Below are 22,493 nucleotides of genomic sequence, written 5' to 3' on the forward strand. Positions count from 1 at the left end.
CAAGGTGATAGCATGAGGCCATTACTTAGATCGTCTCCAGGCGACACCCCGGCCATGACCGAGCACGAAGACCCCAGTCGCGACAGACTCAAGAACCACTTCGCCCAGCGGGTGATCAACCAGGCGCGGCATGTCCTGGAGATCTGGCAGCGCCTGCAACGCAGCGAGTGGAGCACGACCTGCATGACCGAGCTGGCCGACGCCAGCCTCAACCTGCAGCGCTATGCCGAACGCTTCGAGCAGCCCGAGCACACCCGCCTGGCAATGGCCATAGGTAATTGCCTGCGTGGCGTCGAGGAGAATCGCGGGCGCCTGTCCAGCGACCTGATCACTGAGCTCAGCCTGCTGATGCAGCGCCTGTCGCGCACCGGCCTGCGTCATGGTGACCAGTTCGAGCAGACCTTTCTGCCGCCCTTGCGCAAACCGGTTTACCTGGCGCTGCAAAGCAAGGAGCGCGCCGAGCGCCTGACCCAGCAACTGGATTTCTTCGGCCTCAACGCCCAGCTCTGCGAGAGCGCCAACGCCTTCCGCTCGGCCATGGCCGAACGGCATCCGGCTGCCATCGTGCTGGAAGTGGATTTCTCCGGTCCGGGCCAGGGCCTGGAGCTGGCACACGAGGCCCAGCAGGGACTGGAACAGAAGCTGCCGATCATCTTCTTCAGCCATGACGAGGCCGACGCCCCGACCCGCCTGACTGCCGTGCGCGCCGGCGGCCAGGAGTTCTTCACCGGGGCCCTGGACGCATCCAGCCTGCTGGAGAAGCTGGAAACCCTGACCCGCACCGCTCACTACGACCCGTTCAAGGTGCTGGTGGTTGACGACTCCCGAGCCCAGGCCACCCATACCGAACTGGTCCTCAACTCGGCCGGTATCGTCACCCGCGTCATCACCGAGCCGGTACAGGCCCTGTTGGCCCTGGCCGATTTCCAGCCAGACCTGATCATCCTCGACATGTACATGCCCGAATGCCTGGGCACTGAGCTGGCCAAGGTCATTCGCCAGCACGAACGCTACGTCAGCGTGCCGATCATTTATCTGTCGGCCGAGGACGACCTGAATAAACAACTGGACGCCATGAGCGAGGGCGGCGACGACTTCCTCACCAAACCGATCAAGCCGCGCCATCTGATCGCCACGGTGCGCACCCGCGCCAAGCGTGCGCGCAGCCTGAAGGCGCGCATGGTGCGCGACAGCCTCACCGGGCTGTTCAACCACACCCATACCCTGCAGTTACTGGAAGACGCCAGCTCCCGGGCACGCCGGGACGGCAAGCCGCTGTGCTTCGCCATGCTCGATATCGACCACTTCAAGAAGGTCAACGACACCTACGGTCACCCCATGGGCGACCGGGTGATCAAAAGCCTCGCCCTGTTCCTCAAGCAACGCCTGCGCAAGACCGACCACATTGGCCGCTACGGTGGCGAGGAATTCGCCGTGGTACTGCCCGATACCGACCTGGCGGCTGCGCAGCGTGTGCTGGAAGAAATCCGCCGACGCTTCGCCGAGATCCGCTACCCGGCGCAACCCCACGACCTGTCCTGCACCTTCAGTTGCGGTATCGCCCAACTGCAGGACGGCCTCGACATCAACCAGTTGTCCAAGCAGGCCGACGAAGCGCTCTACCGCGCCAAACACGGCGGGCGCAACCGGGTGGAGTTGCACCAGGACTGACCTCCCCGCCGTCACGGGACTGTCACCAAACAGCAATATCATCTGGCCATCCCTCAGAAGTCTGTCGAGGACAAGATGCGCCTGAAACTGCTCACCAACCTCATTACCCTGCTGCTGGTCACTGTGTGCCTGGCATTGGGGGCCACCCTCTGGTGGTCGCAGCAGGCCCTGCAGCGGCCCTACCAGCTAATGGAGCAGTACCTGGAACTGGCCCAGCACTTTCGCGCTGAAGTGGCGGACAACGTCCAGGCCTATCTCAACAGCGGCGACGCCCTGCGTCACAGCGCGGCCAGCCAGGGCATCGACAGCCTGGAACAGCGCCTCGGCCAGCTTCCCGACGAGTTCACCCGCGACCTGCTGCCCAGCTTCGTCGAGCTGCGCGAATTCACGCGCGGCGAACTGCTGGCCGCCGGCAAGCTGGCGGGCGACCCCCAGGGTCTGCTGATCCAGGCCGAGCGGGAAATCGCCGGGTCCCTCGACCAGCTCGCCCAGTACGCCGACTCCGCCAGCACCCCGACCGCCGGCGACTACCGCGCGCCCCTGTTCGCCGCCGCCCAGCACCTCAATCGCCTCAGCCAGGCCCGGGCCAAGCTGGTTGCCAGTGGCCGCGACGAGTTGGCCGCCGATGTCGAGCGTGAGCTGGAAGCCCTGGGCCGCGATAGCGCCCAGCTTGAGCAACTGCCCCTGCTCGGCGTAGCCGACAGCAGCAACTCGGCCGCCAACGACTTCGCCGCCATGATGGGCCTGGAAAGCAGTAGCGAAACCAGTCAGGCCGAGGACCGGGGCATCGCCCTCAAACGCGAGCTGGCCGGCCTGCTCAAGCGCTACCCTGGCGAGCTGACACGCACTCGCGAACTGATCCAGCGTCGCGCCGAACTGGCCGCCGCCACTGCCCGGCGAGTGGATGCCCTGCAAGCCGCACTGGCCGCGCTGGAGCCACAAGTGCGCGCCGAGCACGGCCGCATCCAGGGCGAGGTCCGCCTGATGCAGGGTCTGATGATCGGCCTGATCCTGCTCATCGCCCTGTGCATCGACCGCATCCAGCGTCGACTGACGCAGGTCCTCGGCCGCCTGGTTGTCGCCCTGGGGGCCTGGGCCGCCGGCGACTTCAGCCGTCCCATCGCCCTGGGCTCCAGCACCCTTGACCTGCGCCGCATCGAAGACTCGCTCAACCGCTTGCGCGATTACCTTGGCGAACTGGTCGGCACCATCCGCCAGCACGCCGAACGGGTTGCCGGCAGCAGCAGCGCCTTGGCCGACCTGAACAACGGCTTGCACGCCGGCGCCGAAGACCAGGCCGGCGGCACCGCGCAGATACGCGATGCACTGGGCGAGCTGGAAAGCACCATCCAGCAGGTGGCCGGTGACGCCAGCCTGGCCGCGGATGCCAGTCGCGACGCCGGGCTTGCAGTGGAGCAAGGCCAGAGCGTGATCGACCAGAGCCTGGCCGGCCTGCACCAACTGGTGGGCGAAGTGCAGAACAACGCCCAGGCGGTAGAGCGCCTGGCCGAAGAAACCGAAACCATCGACAAGGTGCTGACGGTGATCCGCGGCATTGCCGAGCAGACCAACCTGCTGGCACTCAACGCTGCCATCGAAGCCGCCCGCGCCGGCGAAATGGGCCGCGGCTTCGCCGTCGTTGCCGAGGAAGTGCGCTCCCTGTCCCAGCGCACCACCGGCGCCACCACGGAAATCCAGCAACTGATCGCCCGCCTGCAACAGGCGGCGCGGCAGTCGGTGGAAGCCATGCGCATCCAGGTGGAGCACGCAGAAGCCAGCGCCGAGCAGGCCGCGGCCGCCGACGGCGCGCTGGTGGAAGTGGTCAGCGCCATCCGCACCATCGCCAGCATGGCCGAGCGCATCGCCGACGCCACCGCCCAACAGAGCGGCGCGGTCAGCGACATCCGCGACCACAGCGAGCAGATCCATCAACTGGGCGGCGACAACCTGGCACGCATCAGCGAAAGCCGCAGCCAGGGCGAGCGCCTGCTGCAGCTGGGTGGCGAACTGCACACGGCGGTGCAGGCCTTCAGGGTGTGAGCCGAGCGCGACCTTTTGTCGCGCCGGAGCTTTCTGGAAGAGTGAACTTGCTCGCGAACCCATTGGCGTCGAAGCGTTCGCGAGCAAGCTCGCTCCTACAATCCGGCACCCGACCTTTCAGCCCGAGGACAAAACCGCTTACAGCCTGGAGCCTGCAGGAAGGCGCCGAGGTTCGCTATGATGCGAGCACTTTCTGCCCAAGAGACTTCCATGCGCCGCCTGCTGAGCCTGATCCTGCTGCTGGTGGCCCTGCCCGCTGGCGCAGGGTTGCTGGACAACCGCCCGAACCCGACCCTGGGTGCCTCCCTCAATAACAGTGGCGATTTCCTGCCGGTGCGCGAGGCCTTCCGCCTCAGCCTGGTAGAACGCACGCCTACCTCGGTGAAGCTGCGCTTCACCAATGCCGAGGGCTACTACCTCTATCGCCATCGCTTCCAGTTCCGCGCCGAACCCGCCGACAGCGGCCTGGGACAACCGGTGCTGCCCGCTGGCGAGCACAAGACCGACGAGTACTTCGGTGATGTGGAGGTCTATTACGGCGTGCTGGACGTGGACCTGCCGGTAGACCCGGCTCGCAAGGCACCAACCGAGCTACGCGTGACCTATCAGGGCTGCGCCGACAAGGGCCTGTGCTATCCGCCGGAAACCGAGGTGCTGAAGCTGGCCAATGGCGCGGCGGGCGGCGATGCGTCCGGGATTGGCGGCACCGCCACAGGCAAGAGCTGGAGCTGGCACGAACTGGCGCTGTTCTTCCTCGCCGGCCTGGGCCTCACTTTCACCCCCTGCGTGCTGCCGATGCTGCCGATCCTCTCGGGCGTGGTACTGCGCGGCCAGGCGGGTGGCAGCCGCGGCCTGGTGCTGTCTTTGGCCTACGTGCTGCCGATGGCCGCTTGCTTCGCCCTGCTGGGCGCGCTGATGGGCGTGTTCGGCGCCGAACTCAACCTCCAGGCGCGACTGCAATCCCCCTGGGTACTGGTGCCTTTCGCCGCCTTCTTCACCGCCTTTGCCCTGGCCATGTTCGGCCTGTACGAACTGCGCCTGCCGCGCTTCATCAGCGGTCCGCTGGATACCCTGGCCGGAAGCACCAAGGGCGGTTCGATCTGGAGCGCCGCACTGCTCGGCGTAGTCTCCAGCCTGCTGGTTTCCCCTTGTGTTTCCGCACCGCTGGCCGGAGCGCTGCTCTATATCAGTGCAAGCGGCGATGCCCTGGGTGGCGGCCTGAAACTCTTCGCACTCGGCCTGGGCATGGGCGCTCCCCTGGTGCTGTTCGCCACTGGCGGTGGCGCGCTTCTGCCCAAGGCCGGCCAGTGGATGGTCGCCGTACGCAACGCCTTCGGCGTGCTGTTGCTGGCGGTGGCGGTGTGGATGCTCGAACGCGTCCTGCCCGCCCCCCTGGCCCTGGGCCTTTGGGGCCTGCTGGCCGGCGGCGTGGCGCTGTTCCTCGGGGCCCTGGAGTTCACGCCCAAGGCGCCCCGCGAGCGCCTGGCGCAGCTCGGCGGCCTGGTCCTGCTGGTGTACGCCGTGGCCGCCTGGGCCGGCGCCCTTCAGGGCGAATCCGACCCATTGCGCCCGCTGGGCCGCACGCACCTGGTTGGTGCGCCGTCCGTCGCGCCGGCTACCGGACAATGGCAGACCATCAAGACCCCGACGGAACTCACCGGCGCCCTGGCCGAGGCCAAAGGCTCTGGCCAGCCGCTGCTGCTGGACTGGTATGCCGACTGGTGCATTAGTTGCAAGGTGATCGAGCGTGAAGTCCTTACTGCCACGGAGGTTACCTCGCAGCTGGGCGGCTACCGCCTGATCCGCTTCGACATGACCGAGAGCAACGCGGAACAACGCGCATTGCTCGACCGCTACAAGCTGTTCGGACCGCCAGCCATCCTGCTCTTCAACGGACAGGGTGACGAATTGGCCGATCTGCGAGTCGTAGGTGAAGTCGATGCCAAGGCCTTTGCCGCTCGTCTGCAACAGGCGAATGCATCGCGCTGATGCATGCAACGTCATATATTTGCCGTAAACACCGGGCATCTTGTCGACTATTGTTGACAACTGGACAGCCTTTCCGGCTATCCGGCATAGTGCCGCCTGGCCTCCAATAAGGAACAAAACAGCATGGCCACCCTGCTTGTCCTGCATGGCCCCAACCTCAATCTGCTGGGGACCCGCGAACCCGACAAATACGGGGCTACCACCCTGGCCGAGATCAACCAGGACCTGGAGCGACGCGCCCGCGAAGCCGGACACCATCTGATGTACCTGCAGAGCAATGCCGAGTACGAACTGATCGACCGGATTCATGCCGCCCGTGGTGAAGGAGTGGACTTCATCATCATCAATCCTGCGGCTTTCACGCATACAAGTGTCGCCCTACGTGACGCATTGCTCGCAGTGAGCATCCCATTCATCGAAGTGCACCTGTCCAACGTGCACAAGCGAGAACCTTTTCGCCATCACTCCTACTTTTCCGACGTTGCCGTGGGAGTGATCTGCGGTCTGGGTGCCACCGGCTACCGCCTGGCCCTGGACGCGGCGCTAGAACACCTTGAACGCCCCTGACCTCACCCTTGGGAGTTGATGATTAATGGATATCCGTAAAGTCAAGAAACTGATCGAACTGCTGGAAGAGTCCGGTATCGACGAACTGGAGATCCGCGAGGGCGAAGAGTCCGTGCGCATCAGCCGTCACAGCAACAAGGCCTTCGCGGGTCAACCCATTTACGCTGCCGCACCCGCGCCGGTAGCTGCTCCGGTCGCTGCTGCCCCAGCCGCCGCTGCTGAAGCCGCGGCCCCGGCTGCACCGAAGCTGAACGGCAGCGTCGTGCGCTCGCCGATGGTCGGCACCTTCTACCGCTCGCCGTCCCCGACGACTGCTTCCTTTGTCGAAGTTGGCCAGAGCGTGAAGAAAGGCGACATCCTCTGCATCGTCGAAGCCATGAAGATGATGAACCACATCGAGGCCGAGACCAGCGGCGTGATCGAATCCATTCTGGTGGAAAACGGTCAGCCGGTTGAGTACGACCAGCCGCTGTTCACCATCGTTTGAACCGCGGAGAGCCTGCGATGTTGGAAAAAGTCCTGATCGCCAACCGTGGCGAGATTGCCCTGCGCATCCTGCGCGCTTGCAAGGAGCTGGGCATCAAGACGGTGGCAGTGCACTCCACGGCCGACCGTGAGCTGATGCACCTGTCCCTGGCCGACGAGACCGTCTGCATCGGCCCGGCTTCGGCAGCCCAGTCCTACCTGAGCATCCCAGCGATCATCAGCGCCGCCGAGCTCACCGGTGCTACCGCGATCCACCCGGGCTACGGCTTCCTCGCCGAGAACGCCGATTTCGCCGAGCAGGTGGAGAAATCCGGCTTCGCTTTCATCGGCCCGAAAGCCGACACCATTCGCCTGATGGGCGACAAGGTTTCGGCCAAGGACGCCATGAAGCGCTCCGGCGTACCGACCGTACCGGGCTCCGATGGCCCGCTGCCGGAAGACGAGGAAACCGCACTCGCCATCGCGCGCGAAGTGGGTTACCCGGTCATCATCAAGGCAGCCGGTGGCGGCGGTGGTCGCGGCATGCGCGTGGTGCATGACGAAGAAGAACTGATCAAGTCGGCCAAGCTGACCCGTACCGAAGCCGGTGCGGCGTTCGGCAACCCCATGGTCTACCTGGAGAAGTTCCTCACCAACCCGCGCCACGTCGAAGTCCAGGTCCTGTCCGACGGCCAGGGCAACGCCATCCACCTTGGCGACCGCGACTGCTCCTTGCAGCGCCGTCACCAGAAGGTGCTGGAAGAAGCCCCTGCCCCGGGCATCGACGAGAAGGCCCGCGCCGAAGTACTGGACCGTTGTGTCCAGGCCTGTATCGAAATCGGCTACCGCGGCGCCGGCACCTTCGAGTTCCTCTACGAGAACGGTCGCTTCTACTTCATCGAGATGAACACTCGCGTGCAGGTAGAGCACCCGGTTACCGAAATGGTCACCGGCATCGACATCGTCAAGGAAATGCTCAGCATTGCCGCCGGCAACAAGCTGTCGATCAAGCAGGAAGACGTGGTCATCCGTGGCCATGCGCTGGAGTGCCGGATCAACGCCGAAGACCCGGACAACTTCATGCCCAGCCCCGGCAAGGTGAGCTACTTCCACGCCCCGGGTGGCAACGGCGTTCGCGTCGACTCGCACCTGTACAGCGGCTACGCGGTTCCGCCGAACTACGATTCGCTGATCGGCAAGCTGATCACCTACGGCAAGGATCGCGACGAAGCCATGGCGCGCATGCGCAATGCGCTGGACGAGATTGTCGTCGACGGGATCAAGACCAACATCCCGCTGCACCGCAACCTCACGCGCGACAAGGGTTTCTGCAAGGGTGGTATCAACATCCACTACCTGGAAAAGAAACTCGGCATGGACAAGCACTGATCACCGTCGGTGCCTGATCCACGACACAAGGGCTGCCAACTGGCGGCCCTTGTGTTTTTCCAGCCTGTGCTCAAGTAAGCTTGCGCGCCTGCCGCGTGTGCACGCTGAATATTCAAGAGGTCCCGCCATGCCCTGGTTACAAGTTCGTCTCGCCATCACCCCGGAACAGGCGGAAACCTACGAAGACGCCCTGCTGGAAGTGGGAGCGGTCTCAGTGACCTTCATGGATGCCGAGGACCAGCCGATTTTCGAGCCGGATCTGGGCACCACCCCGCTCTGGACCCACACCCACCTGCTGGCCCTGTTCGAAGCCGACACCGACGAAACCAGCCTGGTGGCGCACCTTGAACTGCTGACCGGCGGCACACTGCCTGAGCACCTGATAGAGCGCATCGAGGACCAGGATTGGGAACGCAGCTGGATGGACAACTTCCAGCCCATGCGCTTCGGCCGCCGTTTGTGGATCGTACCGAGCTGGCATGAAGCGCCCGAACCGGGCGCGGTGAACCTGCTGCTGGACCCAGGCCTGGCCTTTGGCACCGGCACCCACCCGACCACCGCCCTGTGCCTGGAATGGCTGGACGACCAGAAGCTCGACGGTTGCGAAGTACTGGATTTCGGCTGCGGTTCGGGCATCCTCGCCATCGCTGCTTTGCTGCTGGGCGCGCGCCAGGCCGTGGGCACCGACATCGACCCCCAGGCCCTGGAAGCCTCTCGCGACAACGCCTCGCGCAACGGCATCGACCCGGCGCACTTTCCGGTCTACCTGCCTGCCGACCTGCCGGCCAAGCCCGCCGAAGTGGTGGTGGCCAACATCCTCGCCGGCCCCCTGGTGTCCCTGGCGCCGCAGATCACCAGCCTGGTGGCACCGCACGGACGCCTGGCCCTGTCCGGAATCCTCGCCGAGCAGGCCGAAGAAGTACGCGCCGCCTACGCCGACGCATTCGACCTCGACCCCACGGCAGAGAAGGACGGTTGGGTACGCATCAGTGGCGTGCGCCGCTGAAGCGCTGGAAACCCAATGGATCGAGTAAAATAGCCTTTAGTTTCGACCGGATCGCCGCATGACCGACAGTTTCGTCACCCAATGCCCACAATGCCAGACCAGTTTCCGCGTCAGCCGCGCCCAACTGGCCGTGGCCCATGGCGCCGTGCGCTGCGGAGCCTGCCTGCATGTGTTCAATGCGGCGCAACAGCTGTTGGCGGCGAAGGGCCAGGCGGCTCCGACGGCCAGTAAACCCAAGACCCCAACCCCGGCCCCGGCCCCGGCCCCGGCGCCCAGGACAGAGGCGCCCCAGGTCGCGGCCCCCAGTGTCGCCACCGTGCTCAAGCAGCCGTCTGCACCGCAGGCGCAGGCCAAACCGGCCGGCAGCGAAACCCTGTGGATCCACGACGACCTGGACCTCGACAGCCTCGACCTGGATGAGGAGCTGGCCAAGCTGGAACAGGAAGAACAACGCCTGTCCCGTGACCTGCTCGGCCCGAACGCACCGGTACGCGCCGAAGCGCAACCTGCACCCCGCCCCGACGAAGGCTGGGCCGAAGCCCTGCTGGAAGCCGAAGAGCACAAGGCCCCTTCGGAACCCGCCCCCGAACCGGAGCCAGCGCCAGAGCCCGACTTCGAACGACGCGCCGAGCCCAGCGCCGAACCGGTCAGTCGCACCCCGGTGGAGCCACCCAAACCGGCTCCACGCACCGAGCCCAGCCTGTCCATGGACCTGGTGGAAGACGAGCCAGGCCCGGACTTCAGCCTCGGCTCCGCCCGCGACGACGAGCCCGACGACCTGGACAACGAAGTCGACGATGACCTCGACGAGCCGCAAACCGCCGCCCCCGCACGCCAGCAGCCCCAGCGCAGCGAGCCCGGCCTGCGCGAAGAAGGCCTGCTTGACCTCAGCGACGAGCCCCTGCAACTCGACTGGCAGGAATCCAGGCGCCCCTGGGGCCGTTGGATCGGCTGGACCCTGTTGAACCTGTTCGGCGCCTTCGCCCTGGCTACTCAGTACATCTGGTATCACTTCGACGAGTTGGCGCGACAGGACCAGTACCGCCCCTGGTTCCAGCAAATCTGCCCGGAGATCGGCTGCCAGCTGCCCTCCAAGGTGGACATCGCCCTGATCAAGAGCAGCAACCTGGTGGTCCGCAGCCACCCCGAGTTTTCTGGCGCCCTGGTGGTGGACGCGATCCTCTACAACCGCGCCGCCTTCGCCCAGCCCTTCCCGCTGCTGGAACTGCGCTTCGCCGACATCAATGGCCAGTTGCTGGCCAGCCGCCGCTTCAAGCCCGGCGAATACCTCTCCGGCGAACTGGCCGGGCAGGCAGAGATGCCGCCGCAGACCCCCATCCACATCAGCCTGGACATCCTCGACCCGGGCACCAAGGCCGTGAACTACAGCCTCAGCTTCCACTCCCCCGAATAAGCCGCAAGCGCCGGATTCCGGCGCTTCCAGGACATTTCTAACTCCCGGCAATAAGCGCAGGGCTGTTCAGAATTTGTTCAAAACAGCCTTTATCCAGTCATCGAGAGCGGGTATCATGCCCACCCTTTTTCGAACTCCCCCAGCACTCTTCTGAGCAGGCCCCAAAACAGGGAAGACCTATGTCGGCGGTTAGCATTGGCCCTTATGCCTTGCCCAATCAGGTGATACTCGCCCCCATGGCGGGTGTGACCGACCGGCCGTTCCGACTGCTTTGCCGCCGCCTCGGCGCTGGCATGGTGGTATCGGAAATGGTCACCAGCGACGTGCGCCTGTGGAACAGCCGCAAGTCGCGGCTGCGCCTGCTCCACGAAGGGGACCCGGAGCCCCGCTCCGTCCAGATAGCCGGTGGAGACCCGGACATGCTGGCAGAAGCGGCAAGGGCCAATGTTGAACTCGGTGCGCAGATCATCGACATCAACATGGGCTGCCCGGCGAAGAAGGTCTGCAACAAGGCCGCCGGCTCAGCGCTGATGAAGGACGAAGCCCTGGTGGCCGACATCCTCAACGCTGTGGTCAAGGCCGTCGACGTGCCCGTCACCCTGAAGATCCGGACCGGCTGGGACCGATCGAACAGGAACGGCATCACAGTGGCGAAAATCGCCGAACAGGCTGGTATCCAGGCCCTGGCCGTCCACGGCCGGACCCGCGCCGACCTGTACACCGGTGAAGCGGAGTACGACACCATCGCAGCGATCAAGCAGGCGGTGTCGATTCCGGTCTTTGCCAACGGCGATATCGATTCGCCACAGAAAGCCAGACAGGTCCTCGACGCCACCGGTGCCGATGCCCTGCTGATCGGTCGAGCGGCCCAGGGACGACCCTGGATCTTCCGCGAGATCGCGCATTACCTGGCGACCGGTGAACTACTGCCGGCGCCGGGCTTGATCGAGGTGGAACGGATACTGCTGGAACACCTGGCCGCACTGCACGCCTTCTATGGCGACGAGATGGGCGTTCGCATCGCCCGCAAGCATGTCGGCTGGTATCTGGCAACCCTGCCGGGCGCCAGGGAGTTTCGCGCCAAGTTCAATCGTTTGGAGTCCACGGACGCGCAGTGCGCCAACGTTCGGGAGTTCTTCGCCGAGCGTCACAACGAAGGGGAAAAGGCCGCATGACGACGATGACCGAGAATTTTTTTGATGGGGCAACACCCGTGAGCGACAACGCTAACCTGAAACAGCACCTGACGGCGCCCACCGCAGAGGGCCAGACCCTGCGTGGCAGTGTCGAAAAGGCACTGCACAACTATTTTGCCCATCTTGAGGGCGCCGCCGTCACGGACGTGTACAACCTGGTGCTTTCCGAAGTGGAAGCGCCGTTGCTGGAGTCCGTGATGAACTACGTCAAGGGTAACCAGACCAAGGCTTCCGAGATGCTCGGCCTCAACCGGGGCACGCTGCGAAAGAAGCTCAAGCAATACGACCTGCTCTGACGGTCGGGAGCTGGAAGCCGGAAGCTTGAAGCGGGACGCTCCCCGACGGTCAAGCTTCCGGCTTCCAGTTTCAGGCCTAGCCGCTAAATCCTCTCCCACTCGAATGGTTCCGAAATGACCGACCAGACCACCCGCCTTCCCGTTCGCCGCGCCCTGATCAGCGTCTCCGACAAGACCGGCATCGTCGAATTCGCCCGTGAACTGGCTGCCCTTGGCGTGGAAATCCTCTCCACCGGCGGCACCTACAAGCTGCTCAAGGACAACGCCATCGCCGCCGTGGAAGTCGCTGACTACACCGGCTTCCCGGAAATGATGGACGGTCGCGTGAAGACCCTGCACCCGAAGATCCATGGCGGCATCCTCGGCCGTCGCGACCTCGATGGCGCGGTGATGGAACAGCACGGCATCAAGCCGATCGACCTGGTCGCGGTCAACCTCTACCCCTTCGAGGCCACCGTCGCCAAGCCTGACTGCGATCTGCCCACCGCCATCGAGAACATCGACATCGGCGGTCCGACCATGGTCCGCAGCGCCGCGAAGAACCACAAGGACGTCGCCATCGTGGTCAACGCCAGCGACTACACCAGCGTCCTCGAAGGCCTGAAAACCGGCGGCCTGACCTACGCCCAGCGTTTCGACCTGGCCCTCAAGGCGTTCGAGCACACCTCCGCCTACGACGGCATGATCGCCAACTACCTGGGCACCATCGACCAGGCACGTGACACCCTGTCCACCGAAGGCCGTGGCACCTTCCCGCGCACCTTCAACAGCCAGTTCGTCAAGGCTCAGGAAATGCGCTACGGCGAGAACCCGCACCAGAGCGCGGCGTTCTATGTAGAAGCGAAAAAGGGCGAGGCCAGCGTCTCCACCGCCGTGCAGCTGCAGGGCAAGGAACTCTCCTTCAACAACGTGGCTGATACCGACGCCGCGCTGGAGTGCGTGAAGAGCTTCATCAAGCCGGCCTGCGTCATCGTCAAGCACGCCAACCCGTGCGGCGTGGCCGTGGTACCGGAGAACGAAGGCGGCATCCGCAAGGCCTACGACCTGGCTTATGCCACGGATACCGAATCCGCCTTCGGCGGCATCATCGCCTTCAACCGCGAGCTGGACTTTGATACCGCCAAGGCCATCGTCGAGCGCCAGTTCGTCGAAGTCATCATCGCGCCGAAAATCTCCGCCGCCGCTCGTGAAGTGGTCGCTGCCAAGGCCAACGTGCGCCTGCTGGAATGCGGTGAATGGCCGGCTGAGCGTGCCGCAGGTTGGGACTTCAAGCGCGTCAACGGCGGCCTGCTGGTCCAGAGCCGCGACATCGGCATGATCAAGGCAGAAGACCTGAAGATCGTCACCCAACGCGCCCCGAGCGAGCAGGAGATCCACGACCTGATCTTCGCCTGGAAAGTGGCCAAGTTCGTCAAATCCAACGCCATCGTCTACGCCAAGAACCGCCAGACCGTCGGCGTCGGCGCCGGCCAGATGAGCCGCGTCAACTCCGCCCGCATCGCCGCCATCAAGGCCGAGCATGCTGGCCTGGAAGTCAAAGGTGCGGTCATGGCGTCCGACGCCTTCTTCCCGTTCCGCGACGGCATCGACAACGCAGCCAAGGCCGGCATCACCGCGGTGATCCAGCCGGGTGGCTCCATGCGTGACAACGAAGTCATCGCCGCCGCCGACGAAGCAGGCATTGCGATGGTGTTCACCGGCATGCGCCACTTTAGACACTAACGGTCGCCCTCGAGCAGGCATCTGCTGTGTTGCCCGCCCCGTCCCCAATGCTCATTGCCAGAAGGCAACGCCGCTTGGTGACGGGGCAGGCGCCTTGCATCTACCAGCTCGATCGCAACCTCGACATTCGTAGGTTGGGTGGAGCGAAGCGATACCCAACGATCCGGCTCCAATCGGAGCCGATCAGGAGAACGCAATGAACGTACTCATCATCGGCAGCGGCGGTCGTGAACACGCCCTGGCCTGGAAAGTGGCCCAGGACCCGCGCGTGGCGAAGGTCTTCGTGGCTCCGGGCAACGCCGGCACGGCGACCGAAGCCAAGTGCGAGAACGTCGCCATCGACGTGCTGGCCCTGGAACAACTGGCCGATTTCGCCGCCAAGAACGTCCAGTTGACCATCGTCGGCCCGGAAGCGCCGCTGGTGAAAGGCGTGGTCGACCTGTTCCGCAGCCGCGGCCTGGACATCTTCGGCCCCACCGCCGGCGCCGCCCAACTGGAAGGTTCCAAGGCCTTCACCAAGGACTTCCTGGCCCGCCACAAGATCCCCACCGCCGACTACCAGAACTTCACCGAAGTGGAGCCGGCCCTGGCCTACCTGCGCGAAAAAGGCGCTCCCATCGTGATCAAGGCCGACGGCCTGGCTGCGGGCAAGGGCGTGATCGTCGCCATGACCCTGTCTGAAGCTGAAGACGCCGTGCGCGACATGCTCGCCGGCAACGCCTTCGGTGACGCCGGTTCGCGCGTGGTGATCGAAGAATTCCTTGATGGCGAAGAAGCCAGCTTCATCGTCATGGTCGACGGCCAGAACGTGCTGCCCATGGCCACCAGCCAGGATCACAAGCGCGTTGGCGACGGCGACACCGGCCCCAACACCGGCGGCATGGGCGCGTACTCCCCCGCGCCGGTCGTCACCGCCGACGTGCACCAGCGCGTGATGGACGAAGTCATCTACCCGACCGTGCGCGGTATGGCCGAGGAAGGCAACGTCTACACCGGTTTCCTCTATGCCGGCCTGATGATCGACAAGAGCGGTGCGCCCAAGGTCATCGAATTCAACTGCCGTTTCGGCGACCCGGAAACCCAGCCCATCATGGTGCGCCTGGAGTCTTCCCTGGTCCTCCTGGTGGAAGCCGCCCTGGCCAAGGCCCTGGACAAGGTCGAAGCCACCTGGGACCCGCGCCCCACCGTAGGCGTGGTTCTGGCCGCCGGCGGCTACCCCGGCGACTACGCCAAGGGTGACGTGATCGAAGGCCTGGACGATGCCGCCGCCCTGGACGGCAAGGTGTTCCACGCCGGTACCGCGCTGAAGGACGGCCAGATCGTCACGGCCGGTGGCCGCGTGCTCTGTGCCACCGCCATCGGCGCCAGCGTGTCCGACGCTCAACAGCAGGCCTATCGCCTGGCGGAGAAAATCCGCTGGAACGGTGGTTTCTACCGCAAGGACATCGGCTACCGCGCCATCGCCCGGGAACGCAACGACGGGTAAAGGGTCAGTAAATAGTGCTCACCCAGGCGGCCAAGTGGCCGCCTTGGTCATATTCCGCACAAGAGGGGCTTGGCTATAATCCGGCCACTCACCCACGAAGGGACCTCGACCGTGCTTCGGCTCAGGATTGCCACAGGATTGATCGCCAGTCTGCTACTGGCCCTGCTCTATCTGTCGCCCGCCCAGGCGGCGGAAGAGCGGCAGTGGAGCATGCTGCTCGACCCCAGCGCCAACCTGCAGCTGCAGGAAGTCCGCACTCAGCAGGCCCTCTCCCAGTTCACTCCGGTCGACCTCGACCAGCTTTACACCCCCGGTGGCAGCAGCGCCCTCTGGCTACACTACCGGCTCCTGCCCAGCCAGCATGAACAGCTGCTGCGGGTCTTCGCGCCTTACCTGGCCTACCTCGACCTTTACGTCCTCAAGGGCGATGAGCTGGTCGCCCATACCCGCACCGGCAGCCGCCTGCCCTTCAGCGAGCGTCCGCTGCCCAGCCGGGATTTCCTCCTGCCCCTGCCGGTCCAGCAGGAGCCCCTGGACCTCTACCTGCGCATGGCCTCGGAACACGCCCTGCGCCCCACGGTGACGCTGCAGTCTTCGGCGCTGATGGCCGCCGACGATACCCGTCCGCTGCTCTTCGGGCTGATGCTCGGGGGCCTTGGCATGCTGGTTTATTACAACCTCGTGCGTTACGCCTACTCCCGTGCCGCCGTCAGCCTCTGGCTGGCCGCCGCGCAGAGCTGCCTGATCGTCACCAGCGTCAGCCTGCTGGGCATCAGTTCGCCCTGGTTGGGCGACTGGCAGAGCGCGCAACCGCAGATCGCCAATCTTTCCATGCTGATGGCCATGGTCTGCGCCCTGGCCTTCACCGTCAGCTTCTTCCACAAGGTCTGCCCGAACACACCACTGACGCTCTTGTTGCTGGGCGAGATCGTGCTGATCACCCTCACCGCCGCCCTGCTGCTGATCGTCACCGACCTGCAGTTCAACCAACTGGTGTATGGGCTGGCCGCCATCGCCAGCCTGAGCATGTTCGCGTACGCGCTGGTCCACTGGCACCAGGGCTACCACCCGGCGCGGCTGTTCAGCCTGGCCCTGGGCGTGTTCTGCGTGGCCATCCTTGGTGCCCTGCCGGCGCTGTTCGGCTACTGGCACCTGCAATCCGACTGGCTGGCCTACACCCTGCTGGCAATCTCCACCGTTAGCGGCGTGTTCCTCAGCATGGCCCTGAGCGAACGCCAACGACGCCTCCAGAACGAAGCCTTCAGCGCCAGCCGGGCCCTGGCCGCCAGCTCCGCCGAACTCAAGGCCAAGGGTGAATTCCTCGCCAAGATCAGCCACGAAATCCGCACCCCGATGAACGGTGTACTGGGCATGACCGAGCTGCTCCTGGGGACGCCGCTGTCGGCCAAGCAGCGCGACTACGTGCAGACCATCCACAGCTCCGGCAACGAACTGCTCACCCTGATCAACGAAATCCTCGACATTTCCAAGCTGGAATCCGGCCAGATCGAACTGGACGACGTGCAGTTCGACCTCAACGCCCTGATCGACGACTGCCTCGACATCTTCCGTGCCAAGGCCGAACAGCAGCGCGTTGAGCTCATCAGCTTCATGCAGCCCCAGGTGCCCCGCGTGATCAGCGGCGACCCTACACGCCTTCGGCAGATCCTCCTCAGCCTGCTGGACAACGCCTTCAAGCAGACCGACGAGGGCGAAATCCTCCTGGTAGTAGCGCTGGACAACAGCTCGGCCCGACCCCGCCTGCGCATCGCCGTGCAGGACAGCGGCCGCCCCCTGGAGGCCGGCGAGCGCGAAGCCCTGCTCAACGCCGAATTGCAGAGCAGCGACTTCCTCGCGGCGTCCAAGCTCGGCGGCCGCCTGGGCCTGGTCATCGCCCGTCAACTGGCGCGCCTGATGGAGGGCGAGTTCGGTATCCAGAGCGGTTCCGGCCAGGGCAGCACCCTCTGGCTGACCCTGCCCTTGGACAGCCAGCACCTGGAACGCCCCGTTGCCGACCTCGACAGCCCACTGGAAGGTGCACGCCTGCTGGTTGTGGACGACAACGACACCTGCCGCAAGGTGCTGGTCCAGCAATGCAGCGCCTGGGGCCTGCAGGTCAGTGCAGTACCGTCCGGAAAGGAGGCCCTGGCCCTGCTGCGCACCAAGGCACACCTGCGCGAGTACTTCGACGTGGTCCTGCTGGACCAGGACATGCCCGGCATGACCGGCATGCAACTGGCGGCCAAGATCAAGGAAGACCCGAGCCTCAACCACGACATCCTGATCATCATGCTCACCGGCATCAGCAATGCGCCGAGCAAGATCATCGCGCGCAACGCCGGCATCAAGCGCATCCTCGCCAAGCCGGTGGCCGGCTACACGCTGAAGACCACGCTGGCGGATGAGTTGAACCAACGCAAGGCCGGCGGTTCCATCTCGCTGCCGGGCTCCCAAGTCAGCGAACCTATCCACGTCCCCAATGACTTCCGCATCCTGGTGGCCGAGGACAACAGCATCTCCACCAAGGTCATCCGCGGCATGCTGAGCAAGCTCAACCTCGAGCCGGATACCGCCAGCAACGGCGAGGAGGCCCTGAGCGCCATGAAGAACCAGCATTACGACCTGGTGCTGATGGACTGCGAGATGCCGGTACTGGACGGCTTCACCGCCACCGAGATGCTGCGGAACTGGGAAAACCTGGAACAGCGCCCGCGCACGCCGGTAGTCGCCCTCACCGCCCACATCCTCAGCGAACACAAGGAACGCGCCCGTCAGGCCGGGATGGACGGCCACATGGCCAAGCCGGTGGAGCTCTCGCAACTGCGCGAACTGATCGAATACTGGGTAGCCGAGAAGGAAATGCGCGAACGGCATGCGATGCATAGCTGACGGTTTCCCTGCGGCCTCAATGGTGGGCTTAAGCCCACTGTGGGGGCGATTTCAATCGCTATGCGGACCGCAGGTTCGCCCTTCAAATCTTCCAAGGGGCGGCTTCGCCGTCCATAGCGAATAAATTCGCCCCCACAATAGGCTGCTGGCCGGCCCCGCTACGCCCACCTCACCGCAAAAATCGGTGGCAGGTGCCCCGCCACCAGATTCCAGCTATCGCCCTGGTCCTCCGACACCCATAGATGCCCGGTGGTGGAGCCCATCACCAGGCGCTGACCGCTCGCGTCCACATCCAGCCCGTGGCGATACACCAGGTCGTAGCAGAGCTGTTGCGGCAGGCCCTGCTCCAGTACATCGAAGCGCTTGCCACCATCACGGGTGCGCGTAACGCGTAAACGCTGGTCGGCGGGGACGCGACATTCATCCTTTACCGCCGGCACGAACCAGGCACAGTCCGGCTCGGCGGGGTGCACCGCTACGGCGAAACCGAAAGTAGACGGACCGGCCTGCGGGATCTCCCGCCAATTCAGCCCACGGTCGTCGCTGACGAAGATGCCGTTGTGGTGTTGTACCCAGAGTCGCTCCGGATCAACCGGGCAGGCCACCATGCGGTGCGGGTCCTGGATGTCCGGCTCCTCGGCACGCTCCGGCGGCATGTACGCGGCGCGCATGCCACGGGTGCGATAACTCCAGCTCGCCCCCTCATCCTCGCTGTGCCAGACGCCACCGCAGGACACGGCCAACGTCAGGTGCCGGCTGTTGCGCGGGTCCACGCAGATGGAGTGGATACCCGGCTGGTCATAGCCCCCTCCGAACCAGTTGGCCCGTTCCGGGCGCTGCCACAGGCTGTCCACCAGGGCCCAGGAACTGCCATGGTCGCGGGACCTGAACAAGCCACCGGGAATGGTCCCTGCCCACAGGGTGCCTGGCTGGTCGGGGCCGCCAGGCTCCAGGCACCAGATCATCTCAACCGACGCCCCGTCCTCGCCCTCCGCGGCCTGCGCAAAGGCCGGGGCGGCGATCTCTTCCCAGTTGAGTCCCGCATCGGCCGAGCGCCACAGCTTGGGGCCGAAGTGGCCCAGGTGCAGGGCAGCGTAAAGGTGCCCGTCGCGCGGATCGGCCAGCAGCATGCTCACCGGTTCGCCCAGGAAATCCTGACGCGCCAGGCGCCAGCCATCACCCTCAGGCTCGAAACGCAGCAGGCCCTTGCGGGTCGCCACATGGATGCATCGGCTCATGGTCCTTCTCCTTGCGCCGGCTCAGCCGCCGGACAGCGCCTGGACGACGAAGATGTCGCTGGCCGCCCCGACCGGGTCGCTGAGCCGGCGGCAGTCACTGACCTGCTGGGCGTCGACGAAAACCACCACATGCCGGCGCAGGTGCCCCTGGTCATCCAGCAGGTAGCTGCGCAGCCGTGGATTGGCGGCGAAAGCCACCTCCAGCGCCTCGGCCACAGAAACGGCCATGACATCCAGCTCGGGGACATCGAGGTGACGCTGCAGGTTGGGGGTGAAGCTGATGTGCGCCATCAACGGCTCCCTGCGCGACGAAACGACCCAGTGGGAGAAGGTATAGCCGACCCCGGTGGGGCGGTTATAGTTGTGCGCCCAATGGCAGGGCAGCCTCTACACTGAGGAACGGCCCTCGCAGTCACGAACGGATGCCCCCATGCTCGAAAGCCTTTCCAGCCTGTACCTGAAGATGCTGGTGCTCTATAGCCCCTTCTTCGTGCTCTCCTGCTTCATCAGCCTGACCCGTGGCTACACGGTGAAGGAGCGCAAGAGGCTCGCCTGGAAAGTCGCCCTCGGCACCCTGGTCGCCAGTGCCCTGCTCTATCTGTTTGGCCAGGCCATCTTCAATGTCTTCGGCATCACCATCGACGCTTTCCGCATCGGCGCCGGTACCGTGCTGTTCATCTCCGCCCTCGGCATGGCCCAGGGCAAGCCGGCGGTGCAGGCGGACAACGTGCAGCAGGACGTCACCATCGTGCCGCTGACCATCCCCCTCACCGTCGGCCCCGGCACCATCGGCGCCATGCTGGTAATGGGCGCGGGCCATGTGCATTGGGACGACAAGCTCACCGCGCTGTTCGCCATTGCCATCGCCAGCGTAACCGTGGGCGCCATTCTCTATCTCTCCGACCATATCGAACGCCTCCTTGGCGACCAGGGCCTGCAGATCGTCAGCCGGCTGATGGGCCTGTTCGTCTGCGCCCTGGCCGCACAGATCATCTTCACCGGGGTGAAGAATTACCTGGTGTCCTGAACCCCCTGGGGCGTTTGCCTCAACGACGAAGCACAGCCCTCGTAGGATGGGTTGAGCCTGCGATACCCATCAGCCGATGTGATGGGTATCGCTCCGCGCAACCCGTTCTACGTGGTTCAGTCGGAAGCCCGGATGCACCAGCCAGTTGCCGGAGCGGTCCCGGGCGCCCCGGCGCGGTGCGAGCACATCCCCGCGCAGACCACTCCAATAAAGCCCCGAGCCAGCTACCACGCGCCTTTCCCGGATCTGGCACCACCCTTGCTCAAGGAAATTCCAACTTGGATACAAGATGGAACTCCAGAGCATGTCCGACGTCCCTCTCGCCTTTACCCTGACCGACTGGCAACAGGCCTATCGCGATCAACTGCAACCTGCTGACTTGCTGCACGCCCTGCGCCAGCGTCTGAGCACGGAAGACAATGCCTGGATCAGCCTGGCCAGCGCCGAACAGTTGGACGGCCAGCTCAGCGAGCTCGCCGCCCTATTGGCCGCCGCCGACGATCGAATGGAGAGCCTGCCGCTGTACGGCGTGCCCTTCGCCATCAAGGACAACATCGACGCCGCCGGCTGGACCACCACGGCCGCCTGCCCCGCCTTCGCCTACCCGGCCAGCAAGGACGCCACGGTGGTCGCCCGGCTGCGCGCAGCCGGCGCGATCATCATGGGCAAGACCAACCTCGACCAGTTCGCCACCGGGCTGGTGGGCACCCGCTCGCCCTACGGTGCGGTGAGCAACGCCTTCAACCCCGAGTACATCAGTGGCGGCTCCAGCTCCGGCTCGGCCTCCGTGGTCGCTCGCGGCCTGGTGCCCTTCGCCCTCGGCACCGACACCGCCGGCTCCGGCCGGGTGCCCGCTGGCTTCAACAACATCGTCGGGCTGAAACCCACCAAGGGCTGGCTGCCCAACACAGGGCTGGTTCCGGCCTGCCGCACGATCGACTGCATTTCGGTGTTTGCCCTGACCGTGGCCGACGCCGAGACCGTAGCGCGCATTGCCGGCGGCTACGACGCCCGCGATCCCTACTCGCGGAAGAACCCCAACAGTGCGCCGGTGAGCATGGGCGCCAAACCGAAGCTCGCCATACCGGATACGCTGGAGTTCTTCGATGACGAGCAGACCCGCGCCGTCTTCGAGACCGCCCTGGACAAGCTCCGCGCCCTCGGTGCCGAGATCACGCCAATCGACTTCAGCCCCTTCCGCCAATTGGCCGAGCAGCTCTACCAGGGCTCCTGGGTGGCCGAGCGCACCGTGGCGGTCGAGGGGGTCGACCCTGCGCACATCGACCCGGTGGTGCGCGGCATCGTCGAGAACGGCCAGAACTACAGCGCTTGCGACGCCTACAGGGCCGAGTACCTGCGGGCCGAATTGGCGCGCCGGATCAATCTGGCCCTGGAACCCTTCGACGCCCTGGTGGTGCCCACCTCGCCCACCATCCGCCGCATCGCCGAAATGGCCGAAGAACCGGTGCTCTTCAACGCCCAGTTCGGCACCTACACCAACTTCACCAACTTCTCCGACCTCAGCGCCCTGGCCCTGCCCGCCGGGTTTCGTGCCGACGGCCTACCGGCCGGCATCACCCTGCTCGCCCCGGCCTGGCACGACGCCGCCCTGGCCGCCTTCGGCAAACGCTGGCAAACCAGCCTTGACCTGCCGCTGGGTGCCACCCAGCGCGCCCTACCAGCACAGGCGCCGGCCAAGCAGGCCCCTGGCTGCGTGCGGGTGGCGGTAGTGGGGGCGCACCTCACCGGCATGCCGCTGAATTTCCAACTCACCAGCCGCGACGCAGTACTGGTGGAAGAAACCCGCACCGCCGCCGATTACCGCCTGTTCGCCCTCCCCGGCACCGTGCCGCCCAAACCGGGGCTGGCCCGCAGCCAGGACGGTGCGCCGCTGATCGTCGAGCTTTGGGACATCCCCCTGGCGCGCTTCGGCGAATTCGTCGCCGAGATTCCGCCGCCACTGGGCATCGGCAACCTGCAGCTGGAAGACGGCCGCTGGGTGAAAGGTTTCATCTGCGAGCCCTACGCACTGGAAGGCGCTCGCGACATCACCGGCTTCGGCGGCTGGCGCGCCTTCATCGCCAGCCAGCAGCGCTGA

The 22,493-nt window shown here is 65.2% G+C and carries 17 protein-coding genes; 15 read left to right on the forward strand and 2 right to left on the reverse strand.

The features are described from left to right. The first annotated feature begins 54 nt into the window (after positions 1 to 54). The 13 genes from E8F20_RS18445 to E8F20_RS18505 all read left to right on the forward strand — a co-directional run bounded on the left by E8F20_RS18445 (position 55) and on the right by E8F20_RS18505 (position 18,130). Positions 55 to 1,671: a PleD family two-component system response regulator gene (locus tag E8F20_RS18445; RefSeq protein WP_280285423.1), complete on the forward strand. Its 1,617-nt coding sequence runs from the start codon at positions 55 to 57 to the stop codon at positions 1,669 to 1,671. Positions 1,672 to 1,746: 75 nt separating this feature from the next. Next, a complete protein-coding gene (locus E8F20_RS18450) occupies positions 1,747 to 3,711 on the forward strand; it encodes a methyl-accepting chemotaxis protein (protein ID WP_280285026.1) in 1,965 nt (654 codons plus the stop codon). Positions 3,712 to 3,921: 210 nt separating this feature from the next. Next, entirely contained in the window at positions 3,922 to 5,700 is a 1,779-nt protein-coding gene (locus tag E8F20_RS18455) for a protein-disulfide reductase DsbD (RefSeq protein WP_280285027.1), read from the forward strand. 123 nt (positions 5,701 to 5,823) lie between these two features. Further along, a complete protein-coding gene (gene aroQ / locus E8F20_RS18460; protein ID WP_028630732.1) occupies positions 5,824 to 6,267 on the forward strand; it encodes a type II 3-dehydroquinate dehydratase in 444 nt (147 codons plus the stop codon). 25 nt (positions 6,268 to 6,292) lie between these two features. Then, positions 6,293 to 6,754, forward strand: coding sequence for an acetyl-CoA carboxylase biotin carboxyl carrier protein (gene accB, locus E8F20_RS18465; RefSeq protein ID WP_280285028.1), 462 nt, complete (start codon positions 6,293 to 6,295; stop codon positions 6,752 to 6,754). A 17-nt stretch (positions 6,755 to 6,771) separates the two neighbouring features. Next, the gene (gene accC / locus E8F20_RS18470) at positions 6,772 to 8,121 is read left to right on the forward strand and encodes an acetyl-CoA carboxylase biotin carboxylase subunit (RefSeq protein ID WP_280285029.1); all 1,350 of its coding nucleotides are present in this window, start codon (positions 6,772 to 6,774) and stop codon (positions 8,119 to 8,121) included. 127 nt (positions 8,122 to 8,248) lie between these two features. Further along, positions 8,249 to 9,127 (forward strand): 50S ribosomal protein L11 methyltransferase, encoded by an 879-nt coding sequence (gene prmA / locus E8F20_RS18475; RefSeq protein WP_280285030.1) that lies wholly within the window; start codon positions 8,249 to 8,251, stop codon positions 9,125 to 9,127. A 58-nt stretch (positions 9,128 to 9,185) separates the two neighbouring features. Beyond that, positions 9,186 to 10,541, forward strand: a complete 1,356-nt coding sequence (locus E8F20_RS18480; protein WP_280285031.1) for a DUF3426 domain-containing protein — start codon at positions 9,186 to 9,188, stop codon at positions 10,539 to 10,541. 179 nt (positions 10,542 to 10,720) lie between these two features. Beyond that, positions 10,721 to 11,716, forward strand: coding sequence for a tRNA dihydrouridine synthase DusB (gene dusB, locus E8F20_RS18485; RefSeq protein ID WP_028630727.1), 996 nt, complete (start codon positions 10,721 to 10,723; stop codon positions 11,714 to 11,716). After that, complete coding sequence (gene fis, locus E8F20_RS18490) at positions 11,713 to 12,033, forward strand: DNA-binding transcriptional regulator Fis (RefSeq protein ID WP_028630726.1); 321 nt, start codon at positions 11,713 to 11,715, stop codon at positions 12,031 to 12,033. Before dusB ends, fis begins: the two co-directional genes overlap by 4 nt. A 114-nt stretch (positions 12,034 to 12,147) precedes the next feature. Continuing rightward, on the forward strand, positions 12,148 to 13,755 hold the full coding sequence (gene purH / locus E8F20_RS18495; RefSeq protein ID WP_280285032.1) for a bifunctional phosphoribosylaminoimidazolecarboxamide formyltransferase/IMP cyclohydrolase: 1,608 nt from the start codon (positions 12,148 to 12,150) through the stop codon (positions 13,753 to 13,755). A 196-nt stretch (positions 13,756 to 13,951) separates the two neighbouring features. Continuing rightward, positions 13,952 to 15,241 carry a phosphoribosylamine--glycine ligase gene (gene purD / locus E8F20_RS18500; RefSeq protein WP_280285033.1) on the forward strand — a complete coding sequence of 430 codons (1,290 nt, stop codon included), beginning with the start codon at positions 13,952 to 13,954 and terminating at the stop codon, positions 15,239 to 15,241. A gap of 111 nt (positions 15,242 to 15,352) precedes the next feature. Beyond that, entirely contained in the window at positions 15,353 to 18,130 is a 2,778-nt protein-coding gene (locus tag E8F20_RS18505) for a hybrid sensor histidine kinase/response regulator (RefSeq protein ID WP_280285034.1), read from the forward strand. A gap of 158 nt (positions 18,131 to 18,288) precedes the next feature. On the opposite strand, the gene E8F20_RS18510 is transcribed toward E8F20_RS18505, so the two are convergent. After that, on the reverse strand, positions 18,289 to 19,368 hold the full coding sequence (locus E8F20_RS18510) for an exo-alpha-sialidase (RefSeq protein ID WP_280285035.1): 1,080 nt from the start codon (positions 19,366 to 19,368) through the stop codon (positions 18,289 to 18,291). Positions 19,369 to 19,389: 21 nt separating this feature from the next. Beyond that, entirely contained in the window at positions 19,390 to 19,659 is a 270-nt protein-coding gene (locus tag E8F20_RS18515) for a MoaD/ThiS family protein (protein WP_280285036.1), read from the reverse strand. A gap of 139 nt (positions 19,660 to 19,798) precedes the next feature. Here E8F20_RS18515 and E8F20_RS18520 point away from each other — a divergent pair, with 139 nt between their 5' ends. Both E8F20_RS18520 and atzF read left to right on the forward strand, forming a co-directional pair. After that, positions 19,799 to 20,395 carry a MarC family protein gene (locus E8F20_RS18520; protein ID WP_280285037.1) on the forward strand — a complete coding sequence of 199 codons (597 nt, stop codon included), beginning with the start codon at positions 19,799 to 19,801 and terminating at the stop codon, positions 20,393 to 20,395. 304 nt (positions 20,396 to 20,699) lie between these two features. Beyond that, positions 20,700 to 22,493: an allophanate hydrolase gene (gene atzF / locus E8F20_RS18525; RefSeq protein WP_280285038.1), complete on the forward strand. Its 1,794-nt coding sequence runs from the start codon at positions 20,700 to 20,702 to the stop codon at positions 22,491 to 22,493.

It is taken from the genome of Pseudomonas sp. BN415 (assembly GCF_029871195.1).
In the GTDB taxonomy this organism is placed as follows: Bacteria; Pseudomonadota; Gammaproteobacteria; order Pseudomonadales; family Pseudomonadaceae; genus Metapseudomonas; species Metapseudomonas resinovorans.